Genomic DNA, 1,333 nt, shown 5'->3' on the forward strand with positions numbered 1-1,333 from the left:
AGTGCCCGAAGCTTCTCGGCTTCTTGTGCCAAGTGCTGATGATGTTTTCCCATGGGAGCGCACGCTTTGTCATCATGTAGGGACGTTTTTCTTCGTAGAGGATTTCTCCGTGAAGTGAGAGAATCTTCATCGAATCCCACCTTAAGATGGCGCGTACTTGCCCATGACGAGCCCCTGAAGGGATCAAGACTTTCGTCTTATCGATCGTTATTTCGCCGTACTTGTTCACCTTGAACAGTTCTTCTTTGAAGACGGGGAAGTCTTCTTGCGGCAATCGCAATAGATGTCTCTGCTCTTCTTCGAACAACTCACGGATCAGCACATGCTTTTCGTAATGCACTCTCTCCATGTCATCCCGTAGGGAAGCTGCGAGTTGCCGGTTCGTCGAATCGTAATCATGCATGACAGGGGCTGGGACAAGAAAATTGTACCGAACGTATCCTACCTTGTTCTCGACACTTCCTTTCTCGTTCCCGCTGTAAGGGTTACAACTTTGGACTTGGAATCCATAATGAGCCATGAACTGTAGAAAAGCATCGGTATAGATTGCCTCTTCTTTCGTCGTTCTCGGTTGGATGACGGCAGCGGGGAGATTATCGATTCTGAGCTGTTGCGGTACACCACCGATTTCTTCAAAAAGCATTTTGAGTCCCGTCAAAAAGCACTCTTGGTTTTCTGCGGGCAGGGCGACAGCTGCTGTGCGGTTACTGAAGGGCAGGCTCATGACGAGGCATTTTACATCGACCGCATGACTATCTTTGACGACTTCCATCGTCCCGAAATCTACCTGTGCCTCACCCGGAGGGTGTTGCAATCGTTCTTGCCTTGTGTCGTTTTCCTCCTCGCTCGTCATATGCCAGCTCTTGATGAAATTGCAGACCGTCCGGTAAGAACCCTCGAATCCGTTCGCCACCAGCGTTTCATAAAGCTTTTTATTCGTTCGTCTTAACTTTTTCTGAAGCATTTGATCCTCGGTCAACCAATCCTCGACCATCTCGCCCCATTTCGTTCCGTACATCATGCCTCTCTTGGGGCGAATGGTTTCACTCGGCAGTTGAGCTGAATCCGCGTATTTTTTTACCGTCCTCCAGTTGAGGTCTAGATTTTTAGCGATTCGATTGATCGAATGTGATTTGTGGTTTCTCAGATATTTGATACAATTGATATCGGACATTGCTAGCATTCCTTCCATCTCCTAACGTTCTTGTGTCGCAACTTAAACGTTAGGGTGAGATTATGGTTGCTGGCAAGTCCTTTTTCTTTTCTAAAATAGGAGTGCAGAGTTGTGTACGTTTCCGTTGCACACTTCTGCACTCCTATTTTGCATTACACA

Annotated in this window: 1 protein-coding gene; it reads right to left on the reverse strand. The window is 47.4% G+C overall.

What is annotated here, in order from left to right; all coding sequences use genetic code 11:
- On the reverse strand, positions 1–1,192 hold a 1,192-nt coding region (gene istA, locus KNP78_RS15515), incomplete at its 3' end, for an IS21 family transposase (protein ID WP_214825421.1).
- Positions 1,193–1,333: the final 141 nt, after the last annotated feature.

It is taken from the genome of Exiguobacterium sp. s28 (genome assembly GCF_018618135.1).
Classification (GTDB): Bacteria; Bacillota; Bacilli; order Exiguobacteriales; family Exiguobacteriaceae; genus Exiguobacterium; species Exiguobacterium mexicanum_A.